23 protein-coding genes are annotated in these 20,515 nt (G+C 61.3%); 12 read left to right on the forward strand and 11 right to left on the reverse strand.

All coding sequences use genetic code 11. The features are described from left to right. Nucleotides 1-5: 5 nt before the first annotated feature. From BUA36_RS03170 to BUA36_RS03185, 4 genes are all read left to right on the forward strand, one after another. Nucleotides 6-749, forward strand: a complete 744-nt coding sequence (locus tag BUA36_RS03170; RefSeq protein WP_072781247.1) for a tetratricopeptide repeat protein — start codon at nucleotides 6-8, stop codon at nucleotides 747-749. Between the two features lie 61 nt (nucleotides 750-810). Further along, nucleotides 811-993 carry a hypothetical protein gene (locus BUA36_RS03175; RefSeq protein ID WP_072781248.1) on the forward strand — a complete coding sequence of 61 codons (183 nt, stop codon included), beginning with the start codon at nucleotides 811-813 and terminating at the stop codon, nucleotides 991-993. Between the two features lie 2 nt (nucleotides 994-995). Beyond that, a complete protein-coding gene (locus BUA36_RS03180; RefSeq protein WP_072781250.1) occupies nucleotides 996-1,280 on the forward strand; it encodes a type II toxin-antitoxin system RelE/ParE family toxin in 285 nt (94 codons plus the stop codon). Between the two features lie 73 nt (nucleotides 1,281-1,353). Then, on the forward strand, nucleotides 1,354-1,860 hold the full coding sequence (locus tag BUA36_RS03185) for a hemerythrin domain-containing protein (RefSeq protein ID WP_072781251.1): 507 nt from the start codon (nucleotides 1,354-1,356) through the stop codon (nucleotides 1,858-1,860). 96 nt (nucleotides 1,861-1,956) lie between these two features. Here BUA36_RS03185 and coaD read toward each other — a convergent pair whose 3' ends face one another. From coaD to BUA36_RS03210, 5 genes are all read right to left on the reverse strand, one after another. Next, nucleotides 1,957-3,105 (reverse strand): pantetheine-phosphate adenylyltransferase, encoded by a 1,149-nt coding sequence (gene coaD, locus BUA36_RS03190; protein WP_072781253.1) that lies wholly within the window; start codon nucleotides 3,103-3,105, stop codon nucleotides 1,957-1,959. 32 nt (nucleotides 3,106-3,137) lie between these two features. Continuing rightward, complete coding sequence (locus tag BUA36_RS03195; RefSeq protein ID WP_229255592.1) at nucleotides 3,138-4,514, reverse strand: ATP-binding protein; 1,377 nt, start codon at nucleotides 4,512-4,514, stop codon at nucleotides 3,138-3,140. 8 nt (nucleotides 4,515-4,522) lie between these two features. Beyond that, nucleotides 4,523-5,182, reverse strand: coding sequence for a response regulator (locus BUA36_RS03200; protein ID WP_072781257.1), 660 nt, complete (start codon nucleotides 5,180-5,182; stop codon nucleotides 4,523-4,525). Between the two features lie 45 nt (nucleotides 5,183-5,227). After that, the gene (locus BUA36_RS03205; RefSeq protein WP_072781258.1) at nucleotides 5,228-6,721 is read right to left on the reverse strand and encodes a Do family serine endopeptidase; all 1,494 of its coding nucleotides are present in this window, start codon (nucleotides 6,719-6,721) and stop codon (nucleotides 5,228-5,230) included. 142 nt (nucleotides 6,722-6,863) lie between these two features. Next, nucleotides 6,864-7,319, reverse strand: a complete 456-nt coding sequence (locus tag BUA36_RS03210; RefSeq protein WP_072781260.1) for an Hsp20 family protein — start codon at nucleotides 7,317-7,319, stop codon at nucleotides 6,864-6,866. A gap of 226 nt (nucleotides 7,320-7,545) precedes the next feature. On the opposite strand from BUA36_RS03210, the gene BUA36_RS03215 reads away from it, so the two are divergent. The 4 genes from BUA36_RS03215 to BUA36_RS03230 all read left to right on the forward strand — a co-directional run bounded on the left by BUA36_RS03215 (nucleotide 7,546) and on the right by BUA36_RS03230 (nucleotide 11,384). After that, nucleotides 7,546-9,420, forward strand: coding sequence for a M61 family metallopeptidase (locus tag BUA36_RS03215; protein ID WP_072781261.1), 1,875 nt, complete (start codon nucleotides 7,546-7,548; stop codon nucleotides 9,418-9,420). Between the two features lie 84 nt (nucleotides 9,421-9,504). Further along, entirely contained in the window at nucleotides 9,505-10,389 is an 885-nt protein-coding gene (locus tag BUA36_RS03220) for a sensor domain-containing diguanylate cyclase (protein WP_229255593.1), read from the forward strand. Nucleotides 10,390-10,398: 9 nt separating this feature from the next. After that, on the forward strand, nucleotides 10,399-11,031 hold the full coding sequence (locus BUA36_RS03225) for a glutathione S-transferase family protein (protein ID WP_072781265.1): 633 nt from the start codon (nucleotides 10,399-10,401) through the stop codon (nucleotides 11,029-11,031). A 14-nt stretch (nucleotides 11,032-11,045) separates the two neighbouring features. Further along, nucleotides 11,046-11,384: a hypothetical protein gene (locus tag BUA36_RS03230; RefSeq protein WP_072781266.1), complete on the forward strand. Its 339-nt coding sequence runs from the start codon at nucleotides 11,046-11,048 to the stop codon at nucleotides 11,382-11,384. Here the strand turns inward: BUA36_RS03230 and BUA36_RS03235 are convergent. Beyond that, entirely contained in the window at nucleotides 11,381-12,139 is a 759-nt protein-coding gene (locus BUA36_RS03235) for an alpha/beta hydrolase family protein (RefSeq protein ID WP_072781268.1), read from the reverse strand. The two genes, BUA36_RS03230 and BUA36_RS03235, sit on opposite strands and share 4 nt — an antisense overlap. 13 nt (nucleotides 12,140-12,152) lie before the next feature. Between BUA36_RS03235 and BUA36_RS03240 the strand changes: the two genes are divergently transcribed. After that, a complete protein-coding gene (locus BUA36_RS03240; RefSeq protein WP_072781270.1) occupies nucleotides 12,153-12,344 on the forward strand; it encodes a DUF1653 domain-containing protein in 192 nt (63 codons plus the stop codon). Between the two features lie 35 nt (nucleotides 12,345-12,379). Here BUA36_RS03240 and BUA36_RS03245 read toward each other — a convergent pair whose 3' ends face one another. The 4 genes from BUA36_RS03245 to imuA form a co-directional block, all read right to left on the reverse strand. Beyond that, on the reverse strand, nucleotides 12,380-13,060 hold the full coding sequence (locus tag BUA36_RS03245) for an RES family NAD+ phosphorylase (RefSeq protein WP_084559961.1): 681 nt from the start codon (nucleotides 13,058-13,060) through the stop codon (nucleotides 12,380-12,382). 4 nt (nucleotides 13,061-13,064) lie between these two features. After that, the gene (locus tag BUA36_RS03250; protein WP_072781275.1) at nucleotides 13,065-13,694 is read right to left on the reverse strand and encodes a hypothetical protein; all 630 of its coding nucleotides are present in this window, start codon (nucleotides 13,692-13,694) and stop codon (nucleotides 13,065-13,067) included. A gap of 232 nt (nucleotides 13,695-13,926) precedes the next feature. Beyond that, nucleotides 13,927-15,405 carry a Y-family DNA polymerase gene (locus BUA36_RS03255; protein WP_072781277.1) on the reverse strand — a complete coding sequence of 493 codons (1,479 nt, stop codon included), beginning with the start codon at nucleotides 15,403-15,405 and terminating at the stop codon, nucleotides 13,927-13,929. Beyond that, on the reverse strand, nucleotides 15,332-16,027 hold the full coding sequence (imuA, locus tag BUA36_RS03260) for a translesion DNA synthesis-associated protein ImuA (protein ID WP_072781279.1): 696 nt from the start codon (nucleotides 16,025-16,027) through the stop codon (nucleotides 15,332-15,334). The genes BUA36_RS03255 and imuA overlap by 74 nt, the downstream gene beginning before the upstream one ends. A gap of 114 nt (nucleotides 16,028-16,141) precedes the next feature. On the opposite strand from imuA, the gene BUA36_RS03265 reads away from it, so the two are divergent. The 3 genes from BUA36_RS03265 (at nucleotide 16,142) to BUA36_RS03275 (ending at nucleotide 19,400) form a co-directional block, all read left to right on the forward strand. Then, entirely contained in the window at nucleotides 16,142-17,398 is a 1,257-nt protein-coding gene (locus tag BUA36_RS03265; RefSeq protein ID WP_072781280.1) for a putative Na+/H+ antiporter, read from the forward strand. A 98-nt stretch (nucleotides 17,399-17,496) separates the two neighbouring features. Beyond that, nucleotides 17,497-18,474, forward strand: coding sequence for a TlpA disulfide reductase family protein (locus BUA36_RS03270; protein ID WP_072781282.1), 978 nt, complete (start codon nucleotides 17,497-17,499; stop codon nucleotides 18,472-18,474). Beyond that, nucleotides 18,471-19,400: a DMT family transporter gene (locus BUA36_RS03275; RefSeq protein ID WP_072781284.1), complete on the forward strand. Its 930-nt coding sequence runs from the start codon at nucleotides 18,471-18,473 to the stop codon at nucleotides 19,398-19,400. Before BUA36_RS03270 ends, BUA36_RS03275 begins: the two co-directional genes overlap by 4 nt. Here the strand turns inward: BUA36_RS03275 and BUA36_RS03280 are convergent. Further along, the gene (locus BUA36_RS03280) at nucleotides 19,330-20,460 is read right to left on the reverse strand and encodes an extracellular catalytic domain type 1 short-chain-length polyhydroxyalkanoate depolymerase (protein WP_072781285.1); all 1,131 of its coding nucleotides are present in this window, start codon (nucleotides 20,458-20,460) and stop codon (nucleotides 19,330-19,332) included. The two genes, BUA36_RS03275 and BUA36_RS03280, sit on opposite strands and share 71 nt — an antisense overlap. Between the last annotated feature and the right edge of the window lie 55 nt (nucleotides 20,461-20,515).

Below are 20,515 nucleotides of genomic sequence, written 5' to 3' on the forward strand. Positions count from 1 at the left end.
TCACCATGCGACTCCAACACTACCCCGGCGCGGCTTTGCTCGCAGTGCTGGGGTCGGTGTTCCTGCTGGGATGCCAGATGCAGCAGGAGAAACCGACCTCGGCGCAGATTGAAGTGATTGGCATGAAAGCCAAGCAGGAAGCGGACGCCCATGCCGAGCGCAAGCTCATGGCATGGTCGGAGCAGAATCTGCCGGTGGCGCAGCGCGAGCTGGCCATCCTCTACCAGACGCGCCCCGAACAACGCGCCGATGCGCTCAAGCTGTTTGAGCAGTCGGCACGCGGCGGCGATACGGAAGCCGCGTTCCAGCTGGGCGAGATGCTGCGGGTGGGCGTGTTGGGCGTCGCCGCCGCACCAGCGGCAGCCGCACCGTGGTACACGCAAGCAGCCCAGCACCAGCATGCGCGCGCATCGTTGATGCTGGGTCTGCTCTACAAGAACGGCGAAGGCGTGAAGCAAGACGCGGCCCAGGCAGCGCACTGGCTCACCGCAGCGGCAGAGCTGGGCAACGCCCACGCCATGTTCCTGCTGTCCAACGTCTACCGCGAAGGCGCCGGCGTCGCGCCAGACCAGGCCCAGGCCCGCCACTGGCTGGAAGAAGCAGCCGAGCACGAATACCCGCCAGCAATCCAGGAACTGGCCATGACCGTCCAGCTCGGCGACGCCCTGAGTCCCAAAGATGAGCTACGCGCCAGCCACCTCATGAAAGAAGCCAGCGAACACCGCCGCAACAACTGGAACCGCTTTTAAATAGCACAAAGCCAGCAGGACCCGCAGTGCTAGAATCGATTCTCACTGCGGGAGAAAAATCATGGCGGATCATATTTTGGAAGAAGCAGACAACAACGATCTGCATGTTTTGGCAGATCAACGTTTCAAGAACTTCCTTGCCACCCAAAAAACCATCCCGTGGGCCGAAGCAAGCGCCTATCTGGACAAGCGTGCTGCTGGCAACACCCCCTCTCTTCCGCAGCCTCAACAGTTTGTCCCTTAACGATGGCCCGCATCGAACTGATGCCCGAGGCGTTAGATGACTTGGACCGCATCGTCAACCACCTGGTTCAAAGCAAAGCCGTCAATATCCCAAAGAAGATTGCGGAAATTCAGCAAGCGATCAGCGTGCTGCAAACAAGCCCCAGAATTGGCCATGCCATTAGCAATGACAAGCGAGAGCTACTCATCGGCCAAAGACGTCATGGATATGTTGCTGTGTACAGCTACCTTGCGGACATTGATTGCGTATTTGTGCTGACCATACAGAGCCAGCGGCAACAACGTTAAGCAATGCACAGACCGAAGCTCTTCGCACTCCTAGACTGAATGTGCAGTCCCATTCGCCACGCAAGGAGCCGACATGAGAACCACTTCGCACACACCTGGTAAAGTTACCAAGCCCATCCCTACCGAAACCGATCCGCAAGACGCCATCACGTTGCTGACGGAAGATCACGAGCATGTGAAATCGCTGTTCGAGCAATATGAAGAACTGGGCGATCGTGCTCATGTGAGCAAACACAAGCTCGCATTGCAAATCTGCGATGAACTGACGCGGCACACCATGATCGAGGAAGAAATCTTCTACCCGGCCGTGCGCAAAGCCATCAAGGAAGACGACCTGATGGATGAAGCAGTGGTGGAGCACGCCTCCGCCAAAGACCTGATCGCGCAAATCCAGAGCATGGAGCCGACCGAAGACCTGTTTGACGCCAAAGTCAAAGTGCTGTCGGAAATGATCGACCACCACGTCGGCGAAGAGGAAAACGACATGTTCCCCAAAGTCCGCAAAGCCAAGCTGGACCTGATGGAACTGGGCGAAGCCATGGCCGCCCGCAAAGAAACCATCGAACTGCCACCGCACTAATTAAAATCCGGGGTCAGTTCTTGCAATCCAACACGGGCTCTGCCGTAGCAAGCGCTACGGCAGAGCCCGTGTTGGATTGCAAGAACTGACCCCGGATTATTTGACCGCGAGGCGTTCCATTTCGTGCTGCATGTTGTCGATCGCGCGTTGGTTGTACTGGTCGGCGAAGTAGGCGTCGCGGAATAGCTCGCCGGCCTGTGCTTTGCGGCTCAGGTGCGCCAGCGCGCCGCCGCGCTGGGCGCGGTAGGTGGCATCCGGCAGGTGGATGTATTCTTGCCGGATGGCGCGCGCGTAGTTCTGGTAGACCTCGTCATCCTGCCCCAGGATTGCCAGGTCCACGCACAATAGGATGTCTTTCAGCCGGTGGGTGATGGCGGCTTCCTGGAAGTGGTCGGTGGCGCGTATCAGCTCGGCCGCGTCGCCCATTTCCTGCCCCAGATGGCTGCCCAGCCACAGTTGTGCGCTGGCTTCTTCGTTGGTCAGCGCGGCCGGGTCGGGATTGTGGCCATACTCGGCGTCATGGAACCAGAACGCCTGCTTGATGATGTCGACGTCGGCCGGATCGGGCCGCGTGTTGGCGGCCCATACGCGGATTTCGCACAGGCCATGCACCAGGTGGTCGAGGTTGTGGTAGTAGCGCGCGGCGCCGCCGTATGCGGTCGCTCCGGTCAGCTGGGCGAACCAGTCGTCCGCATGGGCAATCGCGATGGCGTCGCGGTGTTCGTAGTCCCACAGCGTTTCCCATTCCTTGCGCAGCCAGCTCAGTACCCACGCGTGATAGGCCGGGCCGGGCACGAATTTCTTCATGATCCAGTTCCAGCCGATCGGCCCTTCCAGTGCTTTCACAAATGATGAGCTGACCGAGCCCAGGTCGCGCGGCGGCATCACGAACACGGTCTTGGCGCCTTGCAGCACGTCGACGTTGGTTTGCTGGATCAGGTTTTCGTAATCAAAGTCGGCGGTGGTGCGGATGCCGCGGATCAGGCATTCGACGCCCTGCTTCTTGGCCGCGCGCGCGGTGTAGTCGCCGCGCACGATCACCACCGAGACATTTTCCCAGCCCTGTTCGGCGCAGCTGAGCGCGATGATGCTTTTGCGCTCTTCGGCCGAGAACTTGGGCTTCTTGGCCGGATTCTCGGACAGGAACACCACCACCTCGTCCGCCAGCGAACGGGCTTCGTTGATCACCCACATGTGTCCATTGGTGATCGGGTCCAGCGTTCCCGAAAAGCCGATTTTCTTCATGCACCACTCCAAAACCGTGTCAAAACGGCATTTTAAGCTGGAGTGGCCTTGATGGTGTCAGGAAAATCGACTTTGACCTTCAAGCCGCCCAGACGCTCGGACTGGTCCAGCGACAGCACGGCGTTATGGCGCTCGGCAATCGACTGCACAATCGCCATGCCCAGGCCGCTACCGCCGGCAGGGCTGCCCGGCACGCGGTAGAAGCGGCTGAACACGCGTTCACGCTCGTCGGCCGGGATGCCGGGGCCGGAATCTTCCACGCTCAGCAGGATGCGCGGCTTGGCATTTTTTGTGGCGGCGACGCTACGCCGCACTTCAATATCGACGGTGCCGCCCGCCGGCGTGTATTTGATGGCGTTGTCGATCAGGTTGCGCAGCAGGATCAGCAAGGCGTCCTGCTGGCCGGCTACCATCACGTCGTCGGCGTGATAAACGCCCAGGTCGATCTGGCGCGCTTGCGCCAGGCCGTTCATATCGCCCAGCACCCGCTTGACCAGTTCGCCCAGGCTGACCGGTTCCAGCTTGATTTCCTCGCTGCCGCCTTCCTGGCGCGCCAGTACCAGCAGCTGCTCGACCAGGCGCGTCGCGCGTTCGATGCCGGCCGTCACGCGCGACACGGCCACTTTGCGCGCCGCCTCATCCTGTGCGCGCTCCAGGCTCAGCACCTGCAATTTGAGCGCTGCCAACGGCGTGCGCAGTTCGTGCGCGGCGTCGGCCACAAAATGCTGCTGCGCCTCGAACGCCGTGCGAACACGCGCAAACAGCAGGTTCAGCTCCTGCACCAGCGGCAGTACTTCATCGGGCAGATCGCTTTCCGACACGGGCGACAAATCCTCGGCCTGGCGCGCCGCCACCTGCCGCTTGACGCGCGAGACCGGCGCCAGCGAACCGGACACCACCCACCACACCACCAGCATCAGCACCGGCGCCATGACGGCAATCGGCCCCACCGTGCGCAAGGCCAGCGTGCCGGCCATGCGCTGGCGCACCGCCATGTCCTGTGCGATCTGTACGGTCTGGTTGGAAGTCTGCACCGAGAACACCCGGTAGGTGGTCTTGTTGACGCGGACGTTGGAGAAGCCCAGCACGGCGCGCTGTGGCAGGGCCGCGCGCGACAGCGAACGGAACACCTGCGCGCCGTCCGGCGTCCATACCTGCACCACGAGGTCGTCGTTTTCGGGATCGGCTGCCGTGTCGGCGGCCTTGTTGGTCAGCGTGGCGCTGGAGCGCAGCGACATCGCCATCTGCTGCATGTGGTAGTCGAAGATCTGGTCAGCGTCGCTGAGCGCGCTGCGGTAGGCGATCATCGCCTGCGCCAGCGCGGCCATGGTGATGGCCGCCAGCAGGAACCACAGCAGGCGTCCGCGCAGCGAGTGGGTCGGAACCGGCACGCGCGGCAGCGGCGGCATCCTTACCTTCATAGTTTCGGCACCATATAGCCCAGGCCACGCACGTTCTGGATCAGCTCCGCGCCCAGTTTCTTGCGCAGGCCGTGGATGTAGACTTCCACCGCGTTACTGTTGACTTCGTCCTTCCAGCTGTACAGCTTTTCCTCCAGCTGATGGCGCGACAGCACGATGCCCGGGCGCGCAATCAGCGCTTCCAGCACCGCCCATTCACGCGCCGACAGGCTGACTGGCTTGCCGTCCGCGATCACTTCGCGGGTTTGCGGATTGACCGTGACGTTGCCATGCTCGAACACCGGTTCGGCGCGGCCTGCCGAACGGCGCAGCAGCGCGCGGATACGGGCCAGCAGCTCGTCGAGGTCGTAGGGTTTGAGCACATAATCGTCGGCGCCAGCATCGAGGCCGGCAATCCGCTGTTCCTTGGCGTCGCGCGCGGTAGCGATCAGCACCGGCGTCAGCTCCTTGCGCAGGCGCATCGAGCGCAGCACGTCGAGGCCATCCTTGCGCGGCAGGCCCAGATCCAGCAGCACCAGATCGTAGGTCTGGGTCTGCAGCGCGGTATCGGCCATGTCGCCATCCTTGACCCAGTCGACCGCGTAGTGCTCGGCCCGCAAGAGGTCCAGCACTACTTCGCCTATCATCGTGTCGTCTTCTACCAGCAGAAGTCGCATATTATTCCCTTTCTGTTTTTGTTCAGCGTTCTGCCGGCCCGAAGTTTATCCCAGACGGACCGGTATGAAGATTTTATCGTCGCCGCGCTGGATCAGCAATGCCACCGACTTGCCGGCCTTGCCCACCACCTCGCGCACCTGGTCGATGCTGTTGACCGGACGGCCATTCACCGATAGCAGCACGTCGCCCGGCTGCACGCCGGCGTTGGCGGCCGCTCCACCTGCATCCTGGATCAGCAGGCCGCTGCCGATGCCGGATTCACGGCGTTCCGACGGGTCCAGCGGACGCAGCGACAGGCCCAGGCGCAGCTTGGCGCTGGCCTGATCGGCCGGCGCCGCGTCTTCGCGCGCCACCTTGTCGTTGGCGTTACCCAGGGTGGCCGTCACCTGCATCGGCTTGCCCTGGCGCCAGACGTTCAGCGTGATTTTCTCGCCGGGCGTCGACAGGCCTACCGTCGAAGGCAAGTCGGCCGAGCTGACGATCTTCTGGCCATTCAGCGCAAGGATCACGTCGCCCGCCTTGAGGCCGGCTTTATCGGCCGGACCGCCGCGCTCGACATTGGACACCAGCGCCCCTTCCGGCGTCGCCAGGTTGAAGGAATCGGCAAAGCCCTGGTTCACTTCCTGCACTGTCACGCCCAGCTTGGCGTGCACCACCTTGCCGGTGGCGACAATCATGTTCTTGATCTTGGTGGCGACATCAATCGGAATCGCAAACGACAAGCCCTGATAACCACCGGTCTGGCTGTAAATCTGCGAGTTGATGCCCACCACTTCGCCGCGCGTGTTGAACAGCGGGCCGCCCGAGTTACCCGGATTGACCGCGACGTCGGTCTGGATGAAGGGCACGTTACCATCCGGCAGCGACCGGCCCTTGGCGCTGACCACGCCGGCGGTGACGGTGTTATCGAGGCCGTATGGCGAGCCGATCGCCAGTACCCATTCGCCTACTTTCAAGTCATTGCCTTTGGCCAGCGGCACCACGGGCAGGTTCTTGGCGTCGATCTTGAGCACGGCAACGTCGCTTTGCGGATCCGAGCCCAGCACCTTGGCGCGGAATTCGCGGCGGTCGGTCAGTTTGACCACCACCTCGCTGGCGTCGCGCACCACGTGGGCATTGGTCAGGATGATGCCGTCCGGGCTGATGATGAAGCCCGAGCCCAGGCCGTGGGTAGGCGCCTGGCGCTGCTGGCCACGTTGCTGGCCCTGGAAGCGGCGGAAGAATTCATAGAAGGGATCGTCGGCAAACGGATCGTTGCGGCCTTGCGGACCGTCGCCATCGTAGGCGGTCTTGGTGCTGCCGGTGACGTTGATGTTGACCACGGCCGGGCCATTGTGGGCGGCGATGACACTGAAGTCCGGCAGCGCGATGGCAGGCGCGCCGACCGGAGCAGGCGCGGCAGCAGGAGCGGCGGCGACAGCGGGAACGGTGGCGGCGGCAACGGCGGCATTCTGTTTGACTGCGACTGCACCGCCGACACCGACCACGCCCAGTACGGCGACTGCGACGGCGGCACGTTTGAGAGTAGATGTGGACATAACGGTTCTCCTGAATCAATAAGGATTTTAGATGTATCCAATATGAGGGTAAAAACTTAGGCCCTACTTAACCAAAAACGGGGCCGTAACGCAAAACTGGCCGGATAAACCGGCCAGTTGTCAGGACTTGCTTAAAGCGGAATTAAGCAGCTGCGCGTTGCTCCAGCGCGGTCACGTTGTCGCCACCGTCGATGACGATTTTGCGGGGTTTCAGCGCTTCAGGAATCTCACGCACCAGCTCGATGGTGAGCATGCCGTTGTCGAAGCTGGCGCCGGTCACCTTGACGTGGTTGGCCAGCTGGAAGCGCTGTTCGAAGTCGCGTGCTGCGATGCCACGGTGCAGATAGTTGCGCTCGCTGGCGTCCTTCTGTTTGCGGCCTACCACGGTCAGCGAATCACGTTCGAAGGTGATGTCGATTTCCGCGCGGCTGAAGCCGGCCAGCGCCATCACGATGCGGTACTGGTCATCGGAGACCAGTTCGATATTGTAGGGAGGATAGCTTGGGGTGTCGTTGCGCTGGGCGTCGTTGAGCATTTGTGCCAGACGGTCAAAGCCAATCGCGGAACGATACAGTGGGGCGAGGTCAAAAGTACGCATGGTAGATATCCTTGTCAAAATAAGCGATATGGTTAAAGTCGGGGGGTTTCCCCTGCTCGCGGTCCCCATCTGGGCAACCGCTGAGTCCCATATAAGTTGCCTCGCAACGCTTTCAAGAGTCTTTTTTCAAAAAAATTTACGCTGCGCTGCGTCATCGGTTTACAAGATTTGCAAGTTGCTTGCGTGCTACACTCGTCCTCTTGTCAACCGTTTTATCGCTTAGATCATGTCACTGACCCGTGCTGTACTTGCTGCCGTGCTGGCTACCGCCTTCAGCGCCCAGGCCGCATCCGACCTGCCTTATCCTGGCACCATCGTACTCAAAGTCGACGCTTCCGACACCGCGCAAAATATCTTCCGCGTGCGCGAAAGCATTCCCGCCAAACCCGGCAAACTGACGCTGCTGTATCCCCAGTGGATACCTGGTAACCACGGCCCCAGCGGCGCGCTGAGCCAGTTCGCCGGCCTCAAGGTCAGCGCCAACGGCCAGCCGCTGGAATGGAAGCGCGACATGGTCAACGTGTATGCCTTCCACGTCACCGTGCCCAAAGGCGCGAACAGTGTGGACATCGAATTCCAGTACCTGTCGCCCGTGGAAGCCAACCAGGGCCGCACCACCATGACCAACGACATCCTTGGCGTGCAATGGCAATCGGTGACGCTGTACCCGGCCGGTTATAGCAGCAACAAGATCACCGTCCAGCCCAACCTGAAAGTGCCGGCCGGCTGGCAATACGGCAGCGCGCTGGAACAGCAGACGCGCGACGGCGACGAGGTCGCCTTCAAGCCGCTGGACCTGGAAACCCTGGTCGATTCGCCGCTGTTCGCGGGCCGCTACTTCCGCCGCATCGACCTCGACCCGGGCGCAAAAATTCCCGTGCACCTGAACGTGGTGGCCGATACGGCCGAACAGCTGGAAGCAACGCCGGAACAGATCGCCCCGCACCGCGCGATGGTGCAGCAGGCCTACAAGCTGTTCAACTCGCAGCACTACAAGCACTACGATTTCCTGTTCGCCATCAGCGATGAATTCGGCGGCATCGGCCGCGAACATCACCAGTCGAGCGAGAACGGCGTCAAGCTGGGCTACTTCAGCGAATGGAATAAATACGAAGCGCGGCGCGAACTGCTGTCGCACGAATTTACGCACTCGTGGAACGGCAAGTTCCGCCGCCCGGCCGGCCAGAATGTCCCGGACTTCAACACGCCGCTGCAAAACGAACTGCTGTGGGTGTACGAGGGCCAGACCCAGTACTGGGGCGCCGTGCTGGCAGCACGCTCGGGCCTGATCAAGCCTGAACATACGCGCGACATGATTGCCGCCACCGCTGCCCGCTACGACAACGTCAAAGGCCGCGAATGGCGTGCCGTGCAGGACACCGTCAACGATCCTATCGTCAACGCGCGCCGTCCGCAGGGGTGGAACAACTGGCAGCGCGCCGAAGACTACTATTCGGAAGGCGAACTGATCTGGCTGGATGCCGACACCAAGATCCGCGAGCTGTCGGGCGAAAAGAAATCGCTCAACGATTTCGCCCGCAGCTTCTTTGGCGTCGATGACGGCGTCAACGTCGCCAAGCACTACACGTTTGACGACGTGGTGAAAGCACTCAACGCCGTGCAGCCTTACGACTGGGCGCCGTTCCTGCGCAGCCGCCTGGATGGCCATGGCCCCGGCGCACCGCTGGACGGTCTGGCGCGCGCGGGCTGGAAGCTGGTCTACACCGACAAGCCAACCGATTTCCTGAAAGCGCAGGAAGACTTGAGCAAGTCCGCCAACTTCCAGTACTCGCTGGGCTTCTCGGTTGGTGCGGATGGCAAGCTGGAAGCGTTCCAATGGGAAGGCGTCGGCTTTAAAGCGGGCCTGGCGGGCGGCACCCAGCTGCTGGCAGTCAATGGCCGCGCCTACAAGCCGGAGCTGCTGCGGGCTGCGGTGACGGCCGCCAAGACGTCGAAGGAGGCAATCAATCTGCTGGTTAAAAAAGGCAGCCTGTATCAGACGGTCGCGCTGGACTATCACGGCGGCCTGAAATATCCACGCCTGGAACGCATCGATGGCACGCCAGATCGTCTTGAGGCGATTTTGCAACCGATGAAATAATTTTCATGCAAGATTGAAGGGGGCTCGCGCTATACTGGTTTCATGCCAGACCGGAACGACGCCCCTGCCCCCGCACGCACAGAGTTGGATGAACTGCGCGCGTCTGACCGCATCTTTCGCGCGCTGCTCGACCATGCGCCCGTGCTGATTTCCACCAAGGATCTGCACGGCACGATCACCATGGCCAACCGCCATTTTGAAATCCTCGATGGCTACGATGCCGCGACCTTCGTCGGTGGCAATGTCTTCGATCTGTTCCCAGCCGATATCGCCGAACGGCTGTGGCGCAACGACCGCAAGGCCGCGCTGGAAAAGCGCGCCGTGCACGAAGAGGAACAGGTCTACCACCGCGACAAAACCTTGCACAGCTACATGACGGTAAAGTTCCCGCTGCTCGATGAGCACGGCGAAGTCTATGCCACCTGCGCCGTCTCCACCGACATCACCGACGCCAAAGCCGCGCGCATCGATAGCGTGACGGATGAACTCACCGGCCTCAACAACCGTCGCTACTACAACATTCGTTTCGTCGAAGAACAAAAACGCGCGCGCCGCGACCAGCGTACGCTAACCTTGCTGCTGGCGGACGTTGACCGCTTCAAGGAATACAACGACACCTACGGCCACCCGCAAGGCGATGAAGTGCTAAAAGCCGTGGCCCAATGCATGCGCCAGACCTTGCATCGTCCTGGTGACCTGTGCTTCCGCATGGGCGGCGATGAATTCGCCTGCCTGTTCAGCAGCAGCGGCCCCGGGGAAAGCATGGCGATGGCGGAACAACTGCGCAACTGCATGGCCGCACGGTTGCTGCCGCATGCGGGCAATCCGCCGGCAAACCATGTAACCTTGTCGCTCGGCCTGGCGTTTATCGCGCCAGATTCTCAAGATGGCCAGGAGGAAATCTACCGCCTGGCCGATCAGGCGCTGTATCGTGCCAAGCACAAGGGGCGAAACACGGTATCGCGCTAAAGGATGCCCATGCTGACACTCCACACCTGGACCACGCCCAACGGCCGCAAAGTACCCATCATGCTGGAAGAACTGGGCCTGCCGTACACCATCAAGACCGTCAATCTCAAAGAGAACGAGCAATTCCAGCCGGCCTTCCTGGCGCTCTCTCCCAACAACAAGATCCCGGCAATTGAAGACACCGATGAAAACGGCAAGCGTTTCAGCATCTTCGAAAGCGGCGCCATCCTCACCTACCTGGCCGAGAAAACCGGCAAGCTGCTGCCCATTTCCGGCCCTGAGCGCTACAAGGTGCTGGAGTGGCTGCACTGGCAGATCGGCGGCCTTGGGCCGATGCTGGGTCAAGTGGGCTTCTTCACGCGCTCGGAAGAAAAATCCGGGCTGGCCATCAAGCACTTCGTCGATGAAGCCGACCGTTTGTTGACGGTGATGGACAAACAGCTGTCCCAGCACGACTACATCGCCGGCGCTGCGTACAGCATTGCCGACATCGCCTGCTATCCATGGGCGGTAGGTGTGCTGGACAAGCTGAAACCAGCGCTGGGCGACAAGCTGGACAGCAAGCCGCATCTGCAACGCTGGCTCAAGCGCATCGGCGAGCGTCCCGCGGTCCAGCGCGGTATGGCCTTACCCCGGATTTAGTGTATGCTGAGTCCATGACTCAAGACACCGACATCCATCTCAGCGGCCCCTTCAAGGCCACCGACGGCTCCGGCCGTGCCCACGACGCCACAGCAATCCGTATCTTCGACGAAGGCTACGGTGCGATAGACGTCTACGTGGATTTCAAAGCGCCGATCAGCGGCCTGCACAAGGACAAGGCGCTGATCGCCGCCGTGATCGCGCAACTGCGCAGCGTGGGCTACAAAGGCCCGGATCTGACGCCCGGCGATCCGGTGCTGCAGGAAGGCCGTCTGCTGGTGCTGGAAGCGCCCGACGAATTCAGCACCTTCGCGGCCAGCAAGGGTTGGAAAGACCTGTCGGAAGACTTCTAAAACAGATAACGTTCAGCCCAGGTCGCAATCAGATTGGCGACATAGACCGCGTCTTCGCGCCGCGTGAGCAAGTGGTCGGCGCTGTCCAGCGAGATAAAGCTCTTGGGATGCTTGGCCGCAGTGAAAATCTCCATCGCGTTGCTGAGGCCGACCGTATCGTCACCCGGCGCGTGCATCACCAGCAGCGCGCGCCGCAAGCCTGCAATCTTCAACTTTAAATTGTGCCCGCCCGCATCCTCAACGAACTGTTGCTTGATGCGGAAAGGCCGCCCCGCCAGTTGCACCTGCGCCTCGCCCTCGCGCGCGATTTCGTCCAGATGCTGGCTGAACATCCCCGTCACATAAGACGGATGGCTGGGCGCGGCGATGGTCACCACCGCTTTCACCTCCGGCATGTCCGCAGCAGCAGCCATTACCGCCGCGCCGCCGAGGCTGTGGCCGATCAACAGGCCTGGCGCCTGGTAGCTGGTTCGCATAAAATCCGCCGCGGCCACCAGATCGGCCAGATTGGACGAGAAGTTGGTATTGGCGAACTCGCCTTCGCTGGCGCCCAGGCCGGTAAAATCAAAGCGCAGCACGGCGATGCCATGCTCGGTCAGCGCCTGCGCGACGCGGCTGGCGGCAAACACGTCTTTGCCGCAGGTGAAGCAGTGCGCGAACAAGGCATAGGCTTTGACCTCGCCATCCGGTCCGTCCAGCCGCGCGGCCAGCTTGTGGCCATGGGCACCAATAAATTCTTGTCGTTGTGATTTCATAAAGGAGTAGGCTATGCGTTTCCAACACTACAAAGGCGGTATCTACGAGCTGGTCTGCGAGGCCACGCTGGAATCCGACCTCAGCACCATGATTGTATATCGTGCCGCCAATGGTTCCATCTGGTGCCGCCCGCGCGAGGTGTTCTTTGAAATGATCGAGGTGGATGGCAAACAGGTGCAGCGCTTTACGCCGATGGAAGAATGAAACTGGCGCGGTTGAACCGCGCCAGTTTCATGGGCTTACAGCGAATCGCTGTCGGTGCAGCATGGACTGGCGACGAGCCTCGCGTACTCGTCGGTATCCACCAGGCGCTGGGTACGGACAGTTAGCCTGGTTTCCAGGACATCTTTTACACAGGAAGAAATCGCATAGGCGACCTTGCCCGGGTTGCGACGAGATGGATACACGAAGCCATGTACCGCGCCCTGGTGCTCCCGGATGATTTTGCCGATCTCCCAGCCCAGCCACTGGCACCACTCATAGTCGGGACCGCGCAGTTCATCGTAGATGCCCAGCACACTGACAGCTTCTCCAGACAAATCAAAAAGGCGCAATGGTTCGCTGAAATCAAGCTGGGCGATGACGGCGTTTTCCGCAGCAGCACTGAACCTGAAGTGGCCAGGTGCAGTGGCGATCTTGTTGCGCAAGCGCCCTTCCACGATGGCAGTGAAAATGTCTTCCGCGCCATAGATCCAGAAAGGCCCATCGCCCTCTCGATCCAGCATGACAGCTGGCGTTCCAAACCGGTCATGATGATCTGACCTTGTTGGCCAGATAAAACGCTTGTCACGTGCTGCACGAATGATGGCCTGGTTGGGCGATAGTTCGATGATTTGAGCTGCCAGCACTTTACGTAAAAGATCTGGTGCTGGCAGCCGTTTTGCTACTTCAATTGGAATTGCTTCATCTTGTTGCAACATGTCGTTAGCTCACGGGTTCTGACATGCTCCTGAGTTGCCACTTCGCCTGCTCAACCACCTTACGCATGCGCTCATTCGCGGGTAGTTTCAGCATCGCTCGTTGGCTGTTATGCATTTCAATCCGCGTCTCGAATGGTAGCCCCGCCAGTACCTCTGCGGGAGACAGCTCATTCAATTCGTCAAATTCGCTGACCCAGAAAGCATGGATTTCTCTGCTCGGCGTATCCTCTAGCTCGGTCAATACCGGGGCGATCAGCTCGGGCACCGGCTGGATAAATTGCCATGCCGGGAACTCCTTGCCAATACTTCGTCCAGTTGGGGTGATGCAGTAAAACCGCTTCTGCTCCACAGCACGATACAACGATGCCTGCGAAAGCTGCACCCGTCCCTGCTCGAGAACCTCCGAGGCCTTGAGTTTCGACACCGGTAGATGGCTTGGACGATCAGCTTCGCTGATAGCGCCTGTCGTCAGCACATCTTTCACTTCCAGTATTGCCTGTCGTACCAGCTTAATCAGACGAGCATCTTCAGGCTTTTTCGCAAGCGCATCAAGCCGTCCAGCAAGCAGCCGGGAAAACTGCTCGACAGCAGACAGATCACTCTCGGTCAAGGCTGATTTAGAAGTTGGTGTCATCTTTCTATCCTCAGGCAACTTGTGGTGGGGCTATGGACGGGTGGGTTGCGGTTATCCTGCGCACACAATGAAGCTCCTCCATCAGCGCACGACGGAATTGCTCCACTTCCTGCTCGAGCGTCTCTTGACCTGCGTCGCATTCTGTAAAATCAATCATGACCGCTTCCGGTGTGAGAATTCATTAGCTATACCATAGCAAAGATTCTCAAGTTTATCAAGTCTCTCGATATTCTCAACCAAAGAATCCGTGCAAATACCAGCGCGTTTCCAGTTCCGCCCCTTTGATCACGCGCTCCTTGTAAAGCCAGTAATGCGCGTGGTCCTCGCCCTGGGCCATAAAGTAGTCGCGCGTTTGCATATCGCTCCACCAGCCAGCTTCGATGCGTTCGCCTGTGGAGCGGATACGTAGCGGCGAACCATAGTAGGGACGGTGGTCGCGTATCAGCAGCGGCACCGGCTTGGCCAGCAGCCAGGTGGGGCGCGGCAGGCTGGTGACGTCCATCGGCAGTTGCGCGCGGGCTTCGGCCGGACGGATCTTTTCCTGAATGCTGACCCACGCGTTGGCATGTTCGGGGCGATAGTCCGCTTTCGGCGCTGCTTGCAGCACGTTCTCCGGCCCCAGCCGGGCTGACAGCAGTTCCAGCAGGCGCTGCCAGTCTTCCTTGCTGCCGCCCGGCTCGGGGAACAGCGAGTCACTGAGCGGCGCCATCGGCTGCACTTGCGGCGCTTCCAGACACAGGCCGATGACGGGTGCATCCAGTTCCTGCTTGGCCAGGCGCTCCTTGAGCAGGCGCACCAGATGGGCGTCCTTCCACGTCGGTTCGGCCAGCACGACTTCAATCACGGTGGGCGGTCCTGCGGTGCGGCCGCGCTCGTGCTCGAGCAGCAGGCGAATGCGTTCGACCGCCAATTGATGCACACTCAGCCACCCCGTCAGTTGCAACAGCAAACGGTGCGCGCCGAACAGCAGCGCTTCCGCATTCTCCACGCGGTCGAACAATTCTATTTTGGCGTGGAAGCTCGCCGGTGCTTCCAGCCACTCATGCAGCTCGGGACGCCCGCCATGCGCGTCATCGAGCATGTCCAGCAAGGCACGGCCGCAACGGCGCTGCAAGCCGGGACGCGGCAAACGGTACAGATCCCCCAGCGTCAGGCAACCGATGCCTTCCATCCAGCTCAGGTACTGGCGCGCTGGCGGCAGCACGCTGACCAGCAAGCCTTCCAGCCTGCGTTCGAGCGAGGACATTTTCAGCGCGCGGCCGGCATGGCAGCGCGCCAGCAGCCAGGCGCCACGCGCCGTCGGTGCGCAACTGAGGTTGCCGGTGAAGCCAAGCGCACGCACGCTGCTTGCCACCTTACGGCACAGCACGTGTATGCCGCCAAACAAACGCAGGCTGGCCCCGACATCCAGCAGCAGCGTGGACTCTTCCGCTTCTGCCAGTTGTGGCGTGAACTGCAGCAGCGCCAACGCGACCGCCTGCAATGCCTCGGCCTCCAGCGGCAGCGAGCGTTCCTGAAACTGCGCTTGCGGCGCCAGCAGCATCGCGCCACCGCGCCGCATGTGCAAGCTCACGCCTGCATCCTGCGCCGCAGGCGACATGGCGGCCACCCGTTCCTGCTCCAGCACAATCGTGCAGTTATCCGCCGACCAGCGCGGGCAGAATACTTCGAGCGGGAGCCTCGGCAGATGTAGGGCGATCCAGAGACGCATGACGTTGGAGCAAAGCAGGAGTTAGGGGTAAGAACAAAGGAGCGTCACGCAACGGTCCTCGTCGTTTGACAAAGCCGATGTCCATGCCGCCCGCCGCCGGTTTCAGCGATAACCGCAATGGCGCCGGTGAGGCTTCCTGCGCAGCCGTCAACGGCCGCAGCATGCAAAACAGCGTCTCGCTACTTTGCGCCGCCAGATGCAGGCGCCGCAAGGTTTCGCCACGCGCATGCTTTTGCCACATCAGCAGCGCACCACAACAGCCACTGCGCAGGATTTGCTCGGCGGCCCAGAGCGCATCACTGGCCTTGGCGCCACTGCGTACCCACAGCAGTTGTGACGGCTCCATGCCCAACGCGGCCAGCGCCAGCGCCTGCGGTGCATGCGGCGGCTGCAGCAGCACGATGGGACGCTTGCCCAGTGCGGCCAGCGCCGGCTGCAACAGCCGCAACTCGCCGATGCCGTGTTGCTGCACCAGCAGATCCACCAGCGTCCCCAACGGCCAACCGCCGCCCGGCAACTGCGCGGACAGCGCGGCAAAACCGGTGTCCAGACAGCGCGTGGCGCTTTGTGCGAGTTGGTCCGCCCGCCATAGCGACGGGTGCACGGTTTCAGGGAGTGTCATGGCATTGTACCGCAAATACTGTATAAATACACAGTACTACTCGCACGCTTGTTTGGCAAGGTTTATCTGCCTTTGCTGTACCATGTGCCTGGAAGAATTACCAAAGGACACACTTTGCAAACGATACAACTGATCGGCGCCATCCTGTTTGGCCTGGCGCTACTGCATACTTTCGCCGCCAAATCCTTCGAGGTGCTGTCGCATCGCCATCCCCGTCACGCCGGGCTGTTTCACCTGCTCGGTGAAGTGGAAGTGGTGTTTGGTTTCTGGGCCTTCATCCTGATGCTGGCAATCGCCTTCCTCAATGGGGGCGAGGCTGCGATTGCGTATGCCGAATCGCGCCAGTACACCGAGCCGCTGTTTGTGTTTGTGGTGATGGTGGTGGCCGCATCGCGGCCTGTGCTGGACATCGTGCAACGCGTGCTGCTGGCCCTGGCGCGCAGCATGCCGGTAAAAACCGAACTGGCGCTGGTCTGGTTCGGCCTGGCGCTGGTGCCGCTGACCGGCTCGCTGATTACCGAACCGGCCGCCATGACACTGGCCGCGCTGATGCTGGCGCCGCTGATCTTCCGCGACGGCATGCCGGAATGGCTCAAATATGCAGCCTTGGGCGTGCTGTTCGTGAACATTTCCATCGGCGGCCTGCTGACCGCCTACGCCGCGCCGCCAGTGCTGATGGTGGCCGCCACCTGGGATTGGGACAGCGCCTACATGGCCTCGCAATTTGGCTGGAAGGCGACGCTGGCAGTGCTGGTCAACGCCACTGCCATCTGCTTCGTGCTGCGCAAGCACCTGCACACCGCTACCGATAACACGACTGCCACCAGCAATGCTCCAGCCGTGCCGCTGGCTGTCACCGCCATTCATCTGGTCTTCCTGGCTGCGGTGGTGATACTGGGCCACCATCCGGTGCTGTTCCTCGGCATCTTCATGCTGTTCCTGGGCTTCACCACCGCCTACCAGCGCTACCAAAGCCCGCTGATTATCAAAGAAGGCCTGCTGGTGGGGTTCTTCCTGGCCGGACTGGTGGTACTGGGCGGGATGCAGCAATGGTGGTTGCAGCCGATTGTGGAAAGCCTGTCGCCGCTGGCCCTGTTCTTCGGTTCCATGAGCCTGACTGCGATTACCGATAACGCCGCCCTGACCTACCTGGGCTCCCTCATCAACGGCATTTCCGCAGACGCGCAATACATGCTGGTGGCAGGCGCAGTGACCGGCGGCGGCCTGACCGTCATCGCCAATGCGCCCAATCCGGCCGGCGTTTCGCTGCTGCGCCGTGGCTTCCAGGACCAATCGATCAGCGCCCTGGGCCTGCTGGCCGGCGCCCTCGCCCCCACTGCCGTCTCGGCTATCGCCTTCTTGCTGCTCTGATCCATTCATGGCCTAGTCATTTAGACAGTTCTTGCACCTTTTGATTACACCAAGCTCTGGGTAGCATGGGTTGATATTCAACTCATTGAAGGTGTCTTATGAAATGGAGTGCGGTATTTTTGCTGTTGTGCGGACTGGCTGGCGTGGCTGTGGCGGCGGATGGCGATGGTGGTAGCGGTGCGCAGCGCGCGCAGCGGGCCGGCAAAACGCTGATCGGCCAGCCGGGACCTGCCGCCAGCGTAACGTCGATTGACGGCCAGCGCATCGACCTGGCGTCGCTATATGGCAAGCAGCCGGTATATCTGAAATTCTGGGCGACGTGGTGCAAGCCATGCAACGAGCAGGCGCCCGCGTTTGAGCAGATCTATGAGAAGTACGGCAAGCGCATTGCCGTGGTGGCCGTCAACACCGGCTATAGCGAAACGGAAGCCGACGTGCGCGCTTTCATCGCCAGGTACAAGCTGCAGATGCCGGTGGTAATCGATGACGGCAGCCTGGCCGGCAAGCTGAATCTGCGCGTCACACCGCAGCACGTGATTATCGATGCCAGCGGCCGTATCGTGCATGTCGGCCACCTGGACGACAAGGAGCTGCGCGATGCACTGGAGCGCGTCGCCACAACCAGGCCTGCTGCCAATACGATTCCGCTGGCGCCGCAAGGCACTACAGCCGCAGCGTTCAAAGTGGGGGACCGCGTGGGCGGCATCAGCGTTACCACCATGACGGGCAAAAAGGTATCGTTCAACGCCGGCAAGCCACGCGCGCTGGTGTTCTTCTCGCCGTGGTGCGAGTCCTATCTGCGTGATACGCGCCCTGTCGTTGCCGCCGCCTGCGAACGTACACGCATCGAAAGCGAAAAGCTGGCCAAAGACCGCAGCACGGAATGGCTGGCGATTTCCTCACCGTTGTGGACTTCGCGCGCCGAACTGGCCGACTACGCCAAACAGCATCACACCAGCATTCCACTGACCCTGGACGAAGATGGTGAAATCTTCCGCGCCTTCGGCGTGCAGAATATCCCCACCATCGTGATGCTGGATGCGCAGGGACGCGTCAGCAAAATAATCGCGCCATGAAAAAGTCCGACCTCGCCTGCCTGCTGACGCTTGCCGCGCTATGGGGTGCGTCATACCTGTTCATGCGTGTGGGCGCGGGCGAATTCGGCGCGCTCTCCATGGCCGGTGCGCGGGCGGCGGGAGCGTCTCTACTGCTATTGCCGATACTGGCTGCGCGGCGCGATGGCAGCCTGGCCGAGCTGCGCCGCCACTGGCAGCGTATCGCACTGGTGGGCATGACCAATTGCGCCCTGCCCTTTCTGCTGTTCGGCTACGCGGCGCTGAGCATCAATGCCAGCCTGTCCGCGATCTTCAATGCGGCCACGCCGTTGTATGCGGCCATCATCGGCTGGTTATGGATCAGGGAACGCATTGACCCGCCGCGTGCCGCGAGCCTGGTACTGGGTTTTGCCGGCGTCGCATGGCTGGTGTGCGATGGCGCCGGATTCAAGGATGGTGCGACTGGATGGGCGGTGCTGGCCTGCGTGGCGGCGACCATGCTATATGCGTTTTCTGCGCACTACAGCAAGCAGCGCCTGGCGCACATCGATCCGCTCGTCGTGGCTACGGGCAGCCAGCTCAGTTCTGCGATTGTACTGGCGGCGCCTGCATGGATCTGGCGGCCGAGCGTAATGCCTTCCGCGTCATCGTGGCTGGCATTGCTGGCGTTGACGGTTGCCAGCACGGCGCTGGCCTATGTGCTGTTCTTCCACCTGGTTGCACGCGTGGGTGCAGCACGAACCATGGCGGTGCCGTTCCTGGTGCCGGCGTTCGGCGTGTTGTGGGGCGTGCTCTTTCTGGGGGAGGTATTCAGCGCAAAGATGGCGCTGGGTGCGGCGTTGATTGTCGCGGGAACGGCGTTGACGACGGGTGTCCTCAAGCGCGCCGATGGCGGCCGAAAAACTCCAGCATCATCTTGCTTGCATTCGGACCGGCGCGGTCATTGAAGGCGAAGGCAGGATCGCCACCGCTCCACGCATGTTCCAGCTTGTCGACCTGTGCGACGCGCAGCAGCAATTTGCGGCCATCGAAGAAGTCATGCAGCGTGTAGTGGCGTTTACGCGTGGTCTTGGCAGGACCGGATAAATGGTTGAGCAGCATGCTTTGCCTGACCAGCTGCAGCTGGTTGACTGAGCGGACGACGTTGTCGCTGTCGCCCTGAAACAGGATGGCAGGCATGCCCGGAAATCCCGGATGGCGCTTCAGGATTTCGTGCGCGGCGAGATCTGCACGCATGCCAAGCGCGCCATTCTTCATCACGCTCAGCGCGCCCAGCGGATTATGGCCTGCGCCGAAAACGGGCCCTGAGTGCAAGCCAACCGCAGCGAAAAGATGCGGGTTGTTCAGCGCCAGGATGTTGGCCATGCCGGCGCCGGCCGAAATGCCGGCGGCGTAAATACGCGAACGGTCTATCGCGTGCAGCGTCGACACTTTATGGATCATCGCCAGGATGGTGGCAACATCGCCGCCGCCTTCCTGCGTGGCGCGGTCATACCATTTCCAGCAGCGGTGTGGGTGGGCGCTCACTGGCTGCTGTGGATAGAGGACTGCGTAGCCCAGCTTTTCCGCCCACAGGTTCATGCGCGAGCCTTGCGCGAATTGCGTCGCGGTCTGTTGACAGCCGTGCAGCATCACGAGCAGCGGCAAACCTTTGCTGGCCGCGCGTTCAGACAGATTGTTGGGCAGGTATAGCCAGTAGCTCATACGCTGCCCCGCCGCGTTGGGGAGATAAGAAGTAAGCCATTTGCCCGGAGCGACGGCGGGCGGTTCGGTGGCGGATGGCATGGCAGGGAACACGCCCGGCGTCCGCAGGGGCGCCGGATGCGGCTTCGCGCGTGGCTGTTGCGTTGTGGTGCGCTTAGGCTTAGGCGTGGGCTTGGGCTTCGCTGCGGCCCTGGCGGCTTTATTGGCTGCTTTGGTATTGGCCGCGGTGGCATCGGCAAATAGCTTTGCCGTCCGTGTACCGGCACGGATCAGACTGCGCAGCAGCTTGCCGGATTTGACCATCACAACCTCCTCATGTTGCAAAATAGTCTATCCGAAAGCTGCCGCGTGCTGCGTA

The sequence above is a fragment of the Duganella sacchari genome, assembly GCF_900143065.1.
Lineage (GTDB): Bacteria > Pseudomonadota > Gammaproteobacteria > Burkholderiales > Burkholderiaceae_D > Rugamonas > Rugamonas sacchari.

Excerpts from the sequence above, each read along its gene's own strand:
- BUA36_RS03170 (WP_072781247.1), top strand. The coding sequence starts at position 6 with ATGCGACTCCAACACTACCCCGGCGCGGCTTTGCTCGCAGTGCTGGGG.
- BUA36_RS03175 (WP_072781248.1), top strand. The coding sequence starts at position 811 with ATGGCGGATCATATTTTGGAAGAAGCAGACAACAACGATCTGCATGTT.
- BUA36_RS03180 (WP_072781250.1), top strand. The coding sequence starts at position 996 with ATGGCCCGCATCGAACTGATGCCCGAGGCGTTAGATGACTTGGACCGC.
- BUA36_RS03185 (WP_072781251.1), top strand. The coding sequence starts at position 1,354 with ATGAGAACCACTTCGCACACACCTGGTAAAGTTACCAAGCCCATCCCT.
- coaD (WP_072781253.1), bottom strand. The coding sequence starts at position 3,105 with ATGAAGAAAATCGGCTTTTCGGGAACGCTGGACCCGATCACCAATGGA.
- BUA36_RS03195 (WP_229255592.1), bottom strand. The coding sequence starts at position 4,514 with ATGCCGCCGCTGCCGCGCGTGCCGGTTCCGACCCACTCGCTGCGCGGA.
- BUA36_RS03200 (WP_072781257.1), bottom strand. The coding sequence starts at position 5,182 with ATGCGACTTCTGCTGGTAGAAGACGACACGATGATAGGCGAAGTAGTG.
- BUA36_RS03205 (WP_072781258.1), bottom strand. The coding sequence starts at position 6,721 with ATGTCCACATCTACTCTCAAACGTGCCGCCGTCGCAGTCGCCGTACTG.
- BUA36_RS03210 (WP_072781260.1), bottom strand. The coding sequence starts at position 7,319 with ATGCGTACTTTTGACCTCGCCCCACTGTATCGTTCCGCGATTGGCTTT.
- BUA36_RS03215 (WP_072781261.1), top strand. The coding sequence starts at position 7,546 with ATGTCACTGACCCGTGCTGTACTTGCTGCCGTGCTGGCTACCGCCTTC.
- BUA36_RS03225 (WP_072781265.1), top strand. The coding sequence starts at position 10,399 with ATGCTGACACTCCACACCTGGACCACGCCCAACGGCCGCAAAGTACCC.
- BUA36_RS03230 (WP_072781266.1), top strand. The coding sequence starts at position 11,046 with ATGACTCAAGACACCGACATCCATCTCAGCGGCCCCTTCAAGGCCACC.
- BUA36_RS03235 (WP_072781268.1), bottom strand. The coding sequence starts at position 12,139 with ATGAAATCACAACGACAAGAATTTATTGGTGCCCATGGCCACAAGCTG.
- BUA36_RS03240 (WP_072781270.1), top strand. The coding sequence starts at position 12,153 with ATGCGTTTCCAACACTACAAAGGCGGTATCTACGAGCTGGTCTGCGAG.
- BUA36_RS03245 (WP_084559961.1), bottom strand. The coding sequence starts at position 13,060 with ATGTTGCAACAAGATGAAGCAATTCCAATTGAAGTAGCAAAACGGCTG.
- BUA36_RS03250 (WP_072781275.1), bottom strand. The coding sequence starts at position 13,694 with ATGACACCAACTTCTAAATCAGCCTTGACCGAGAGTGATCTGTCTGCT.
- BUA36_RS03255 (WP_072781277.1), bottom strand. The coding sequence starts at position 15,405 with ATGCGTCTCTGGATCGCCCTACATCTGCCGAGGCTCCCGCTCGAAGTA.
- imuA (WP_072781279.1), bottom strand. The coding sequence starts at position 16,027 with ATGACACTCCCTGAAACCGTGCACCCGTCGCTATGGCGGGCGGACCAA.
- BUA36_RS03270 (WP_072781282.1), top strand. The coding sequence starts at position 17,497 with ATGAAATGGAGTGCGGTATTTTTGCTGTTGTGCGGACTGGCTGGCGTG.
- BUA36_RS03275 (WP_072781284.1), top strand. The coding sequence starts at position 18,471 with ATGAAAAAGTCCGACCTCGCCTGCCTGCTGACGCTTGCCGCGCTATGG.
- BUA36_RS03280 (WP_072781285.1), bottom strand. The coding sequence starts at position 20,460 with ATGGTCAAATCCGGCAAGCTGCTGCGCAGTCTGATCCGTGCCGGTACA.